This is a genomic window from Evansella tamaricis (genome assembly GCF_019042215.1).
Classification (GTDB): domain Bacteria; phylum Bacillota; class Bacilli; order Bacillales; family Salisediminibacteriaceae; genus Evansella; species Evansella tamaricis.
In genome coordinates, this window is the sequence record NZ_JAHQCS010000133.1 from 1 (window position 1) to 6,279 (window position 6,279).

At 41.2% G+C, this 6,279-nt stretch carries 4 protein-coding genes; 2 read left to right on the forward strand and 2 right to left on the reverse strand.

Features of this window, described 5'->3' with window-relative positions:
- Positions 1 to 2,336: immunoglobulin-like domain-containing protein (locus KS419_RS16550; RefSeq protein WP_217067501.1), on the forward strand; the 2,336-nt coding region annotated here is incomplete at its 5' end.
- 136 nt (positions 2,337 to 2,472) lie between these two features.
- Here KS419_RS16550 and KS419_RS16555 read toward each other — a convergent pair.
- Positions 2,473 to 2,853, reverse strand: a complete 381-nt coding sequence (locus KS419_RS16555) for a hypothetical protein (protein WP_217067502.1) — start codon at positions 2,851 to 2,853, stop codon at positions 2,473 to 2,475.
- A 243-nt stretch (positions 2,854 to 3,096) separates the two neighbouring features.
- On the opposite strand from KS419_RS16555, the gene KS419_RS16560 reads away from it, so the two are divergent.
- Positions 3,097 to 4,776 carry a type 2 periplasmic-binding domain-containing protein gene (locus KS419_RS16560; RefSeq protein WP_217067503.1) on the forward strand — a complete coding sequence of 560 codons (1,680 nt, stop codon included), beginning with the start codon at positions 3,097 to 3,099 and terminating at the stop codon, positions 4,774 to 4,776.
- A gap of 635 nt (positions 4,777 to 5,411) precedes the next feature.
- Here the strand turns inward: KS419_RS16560 and KS419_RS16565 are convergent.
- Complete coding sequence (locus KS419_RS16565) at positions 5,412 to 6,050, reverse strand: HD-GYP domain-containing protein (RefSeq protein WP_217067504.1); 639 nt, start codon at positions 6,048 to 6,050, stop codon at positions 5,412 to 5,414.
- Positions 6,051 to 6,279 lie beyond the last annotated feature (229 nt).

A 6,279-nucleotide genomic window follows, 5' to 3' on the forward strand; every position in this document is an offset into this window, starting at 1 on the left:
TCGAAAACGTGGACCCAGGCGAGGACTACTTCGTTACACAAAAAGAAAACGGAGTAGAAAGCTCCCCGTCGAATAAAGTAGACGTTCAACCAGCAACACCGAGCATCACAGGATCAGCCCCAGGCGTTGGGGAAATCACAGTAAATGAGGCAACGGCTAATGCCACAGTAACCTTATATGATAAAACAGGAAGAGTAGTGGATACTGGAACCGCAGACAAAGACGGAAACGTCACTTTCGTTGGAGTGAATCCGGGAGCAGGTTACTATGTCACTCAAACTGTTAACGAAGTGGAAAGCGGTCAGTCCAACAAAGTAACTTTAACACCAGCAACACCAACGATTACGTCCCCTGATAACGGAGTAATCGAAGTAACGGGTGCAAAATCAGGAAGCGAAGTAACACTATATGATAAAGACGGCAACGTAATCGACACAGCCATCGCAGACGAAAACGGGACAGCTACTTTCGAAAACGTGGACCCAGGCGAGGACTACTTCGTTACACAAAAAGAAAACGGAGTAGAAAGCTCCCCGTCGAATAAAGTAGACGTTCAACCAGCAGCACCGAACATAACAGGGTCAGCCCCTGGCGTTGGGGAAATCACAGTAAGTGAGGCAACGGCTAATGCAACAGTAACCTTATATGATCAAACAGGAAGAGTAGTAGATACTGGAACCGCAGACAAAGACGGAAACGTCACTTTCGTTGGAGTGAATTCGGGAGCAGGTTACTATGTCACTCAAACTGTTAACGAAGTGGAAAGCGTCCCGTCCAATAAAGTAGACGTCAAGCCAGCAGCACCGACCATCACCGGAAGCCCACGTGGCGTCGGAGAAATCACCGTGACAAAAGCAACACCGGGCAGCACCGTGACCCTATATGACAAAGACGGCAAACCAGTGACAACGAAACCAGCGAACAGCACAGGCACAGCAGTTTTCACAAACGTACCATTCGCCGAAGGTTACACAGCTACACAAACCGTAAACCAAGTAGAAAGCGCGAAGTCCAACAAAGTGGACCTTGAAAACTTAACAAACGACGAACAAGTGGACGATGCCCTGAGAGAACTGGAAATCGGATACGACAACCCAACAGACACATGGGAGAGCGTCACATCATCCCTCTTCCTCCTGACCATTGGAAAACACGAAACAAACGTAAAATGGCAATCATCCAAACCAACAGTAATCGAAATACCGAACTCAAAGGAACACACGATTACCGGAAAAGTTAATCGCCAAAAACAAGAAGAAATCGTAGTCGTAACCGCAACAGTCTCCAAAGGCGACATTTCCAAAAGCCGGAAATTCCTGATCATCGTCAAAGCAGACGGACTAACAAAAGAAACAGACACAAACTATAACCGCGCCATCAACGTCAAAGTGGGCGAAACACAAGTACCAATTAAAATCCAGAGAATTAACATCAAAGGCTCGAACCCCGGCGTGATCGACAAAATCATCATGACAGTCAAAGAAACCGAACAAGCAATCACGGCGAGCGGACAGGAGAAAACGGTAACCATTAACATCGACGAAATCGCCGGAGACGAACCAAACGAAATCGCCATAGAAGTAACCGAAGAATCAATCAAACAACTCGCAGAACAAAACAAAAACCTCGTCATCCAGACCGAATACGGCGTATTCACATTCGACAACGACGAGCTCAAACAAATGGCCGAGAACAGCCTAGACATCTTCCTGCGACTCGTCCCACTGAAAGACGAGCCAGAAAAACGCGCCGCCGAGCAAATCCTTCTTGAGGCCGATGTAACAAAACAGACAATAGCCCTTTTTGGGAAAAAGGTAGTACTGTTAGGGAATCCAATTCAAGTTCATACGAACTACGCTAACTACGAGACAACCTTATTTATTCCATTTGGGAAAAATGGAATCGTCATACCAGACAAAGACATAGAAGAATTCTTAGCTAGTCTGAGACTATTCATCCATCACAGTGATGGGGAAAAAGTCCTTCGAGACGACTTCGTTGTTCAATATAATGAAAACGGAGAAGCCTTCGGAATCACATTCGTGGTCGATAAATTCAGTACCTTCTCCATCGCACAACTAGTGGAAGAAGAGGAAGAAGTTATCCCGCCACCACAGATAGTGGAAGAAAAAGAGAAAGAAAAAGATAACCCAACAAAAGCACCATCTAAAGAAGAAGAGGTAGAAGCATCTCCAAAAACGGAAGAAGAGAAAGGGGAACAAGGCAGCGAATCCTTACCATCCACTGCCACCAACGCATACAACTATCTCATGTTAGGCCTGTTACTCCTTGTACTAGGCGTACTCCTAACGATCAAAATCCGTAAAAAAGCATAAAAAGCATAAAAAGCATAAAAAAGTATACAAAAAAGGAGCTGTCAGAGACAGCTCCTTTCAATTACTCGACAAGTCCCGACAAGTGCCTGTCACCTGTCGAATTTCGACAGGTGACAGGCACTTGTCGATTTCCAGATTAAAATAGAGCGATAAGTAAGCAAGCTACAAAAGTTAACACATTGATAGGTCCCCATAATAATCTCTCAGGTTTACTAGGGGAGGAGACATTCACAATAGAACCAAACAGAAAAAAGACGGTAACGATCCAAATCCCTATAACACCGATATAATCAGGATGAGTAGAAATAATATCTGCTTTTAGTGCTACAAAATAGGTAAACAACAACAGAATAAGAATTTGAATTATAGCAGCAAAACGCATTTTCTTAGGCAGTTTTCCTGGGAATTTCCCCCCTAATGTGAAAGCACCCAAAGGGGCTCCTAGAGCTAATGATATTTGAAAGCCTGTGACAATGGCAGCAACAACAAAGAAATAGATAGCTAAAGCTGTTATCATTAAAAACACCTCTCAATCAATCTAGTATTCGATCATATAAAGTATATAGTAAAATGATTATCTTTAGTAGAAAATATTTCCATGCACGGATTAATCGACAAAAATCGACAAGTGCCTGGCACCTTGGTCCACCTCGGTCCTAGTTTTCGCCAATGAAAGGAATCAATAATCCTATTTACCTGGCCTGACCACTCCATTAAACTAATAAAAGTAAATACGATAAACACTAAGGAAAAGATAAAAATGACCTTAAAAACCATACATGCTCAAAAAATAAAACAAACGTTGCCTACAGCGCCTGCAACTGCAATCGCAGTGACGATCTTTATGATCACACTAACGTTTTTACTAGCTTCCTGCGATTTCGGAAATACTACAACCGGCAATAACATAGCATTCCATTCCAGCAACGATACAAATCAAATCAATTCTACCGATCAGAAAGACAAAATCTATCATTTCTCATACGACCGGTTTTATATTGATCCGTACCACCATCAAGAACCAAATCCGTTGGAAAAAATGCTGTTGGAAGACTTAAACATCGAACTTCGGATGAACGTTACGGTTGGCTCCTACTCTAAATGGGCTCACCAATTTAATAGTCGAATTACATTGGGAGAACTTCCAGATCTCGTTTTCCTAAGTCGGACGGATTTAATCAAACAAGCACAGGATGGGGTAATCATCCCACTGGACGAATACTTAAATAAAAAACCAGAGTTGAAAAACCTGTTAACAGAGAATCAATGGCAGCTTTCCACTGTGAACCAAAGAGTTTACAGTTTTCCCAGCATGAATCCAGATGGGCCATATACGGCGATGTACATCCGAAAAGACTGGCTCGATCATCTCGGTCTTTCCATGCCAGAAACAACGGAGGAGCTATTCGAAGTACTGAAAGCATTCACATTCGAGGACCCTAACCAAACGGGAAAAAATGATACGATTGGATTTACATCGGATTATCTGGAATTTGCGACGTTGAGTACGATTACCAATGCGTTTGGCTTGCCGCAATTCGGATCGACCGCCTACGGCATTCCAGAAGATTGGATTGATGAAACCGATGGGGAACTTCACTTCGGTCCCATATCAAACGAGTACAATAATTATTTACAGTATATGAATCAACTGATGGATGCGGGAGTCATAGATCAAGATATCGGAGCTCAAACATTCATGGAATACAAACAAAAAATGATTCAAGGTCAGGCAGGTGTCGTTGCTCTCTTTCTCCCACAATATAAAATGTTTGAGGGGAACAATTGGCTAAGAGACATCCACCAATTTAATCGCGACGCAGAATGGGTATACTTGCCCCCAGTGGAAGGGCCGGAAGGGTACCGCGGTAACAATGCCAAATCACTGAACTCCACTTACTCCCTGGCGATTACAAAAAAAGTATTAGAAGAACCGGGTAAGGTGGAAAAAGCGATGGAATTATTGGAATATATGTTCCGTAATGGATTAGAGGGAGGACCTGGAGGACAATTCATAGATTTTGGTATTCAGGACATACATCACCAACAATCTGTTCAAGGGGATATTATAGAATTTTTACCGCAATATTACGAAGACCAAGATAAATACATGATCGCCTCCACCATGTGGGGGTTACCAAATAATAAAGACGTTTTGAAAATCAGCGCATCGGAACAAGATTACGAGACGTTTTTGCAAATGGAAAAAGACCGTCGCACGGATGTCACAATTACAAACTACTATTATAGCGCGTTACCTTTTGCTTACAAAGGGAACGAATATATTCGCCAAATGTCATTGAAATTCGTATTTGGAGAAGAAAGTTTCGATAACTGGGATGTCTATGTGGAAACACTGAACAACGAATATAGATATGAACTAGTTCAGCAAATCCGCCGAAACGAACTAAAAGACCTCGGTCTTCTCTCAGAGGAATAAGAGACCACTTAAAAAAAGTATAAAACGACTTTTTCAGTCCCTTGAGGAATACAAGAATAACCATCAGGGAGGCACTAGTGGAATTCCACTAGTGTCTCTTACTGATGGAATTCACTTCTCATCAAGCACTTCCACTCACAACGCCAAACAGTTTCCACCTCCTAGCTGGCAACTGTCGATTGAACAAAAATAAGAATCATTTTTTGTAGAGAGTACTAGACTAATTCCATGTGTTTAACTGATTATTCCCCGGAAAATACTAGATTATGATATTATATGACATTCAATAAACTCATCAAATGGGAGAAATACATCCCGTTAATTCCTAAATCTCTATTTTTCAGCAATCTAACCAACGGAGGATCGAATAGTAGTTGATGACATAAATGAAAGGGCCTTAGATATACAAGAGGTAGACTTTTGAATAGGGTCACATGAATGTACCATCTCTGCCACGAATTATACCACTTGCTATCAACGTGATTACTAATAGAAAAATGCCAAGGAATTTTAAGTGAAAAAGCCTAATCCTTCCTATCTTGTGGAGGAATTAGGCATATGGTCTTCCGAGATGTTCGATTGCAGAATGTCATTTTCTATGGGATAGTCGCTGTACGGCACAGCTAATAACTTACTTAGTTTGTTCCTATAAAATTATTTATTCTTGTTTCATCTTCCGCCCAATGCACTGATGGAGGAAGATTTAAATCACTTATAAGCCATACAAACTTTTCTACCAAATCACCGTCAAACTGTGACCAAGAACATGCTTTTAATTCATTCAATGCTTCATCATAGGTAAGCGTTCGTCGATTATAATTCCGCCTATCAATTGTCATCGTATCAAAAGCATCGCAAATTCCAATTATTCTTCCTTGAATTGATATTTCTTCCCCTTTTAGTCCTCTTGGATATCCCGTACCATCCCATCTCTCATGGTGGTCTCGGACAAAAATAGCAGCACGGGGAAGATCAAGAGTTCTTCGTAGTATATTGTTTCCAATAACACTGTGTGCTTGTACAATTTGATACTCTATAGCATCTAATCTGGAGGGTTTTAGTAAAATATCCTTTGATAATCCAATCTTACCTATATCATGCAGAAGTGATGCAATTCTCATGTCTTCATCATAACAATTTACCATTTTTGAAAGATTGATAGACAAGTACATAACTCTTAAGGAATGGAATTTAAATAACCTTAAAACTTCATTGTCTTGGGAAATATTATTGAAAAGTTCTTCAGCATTTACTCTGTAATCCTGTGATTTCATTGGGAAATCCTCCCTTTTACTCTCAAGTGTAGTGACATCTTTAATTATAATCTAATTTCAGGTTAATGGGAATTGAATATTCATAATTTTATAAATTTAAAACAGTTGTTGCACAGTAATACGTCTACTACGGATATTCGGTAAGAAGTTTCTCGAACTAGTGCCCGAACGGGAGGGACGGGCTGGTATTCGGTAAGAAGTATCTCGAACTAATGCCCGAACAGGAGCG

Coding starts and splice junctions, on each gene's coding strand:
- KS419_RS16555 (WP_217067502.1), bottom strand. CDS start 2,853: ATGATAACAGCTTTAGCTATCTATTTCTTTGTTGTTGCTGCCATTGTC.
- KS419_RS16560 (WP_217067503.1), top strand. CDS start 3,097: ATGACCTTAAAAACCATACATGCTCAAAAAATAAAACAAACGTTGCCT.
- KS419_RS16565 (WP_217067504.1), bottom strand. CDS start 6,050: ATGAAATCACAGGATTACAGAGTAAATGCTGAAGAACTTTTCAATAAT.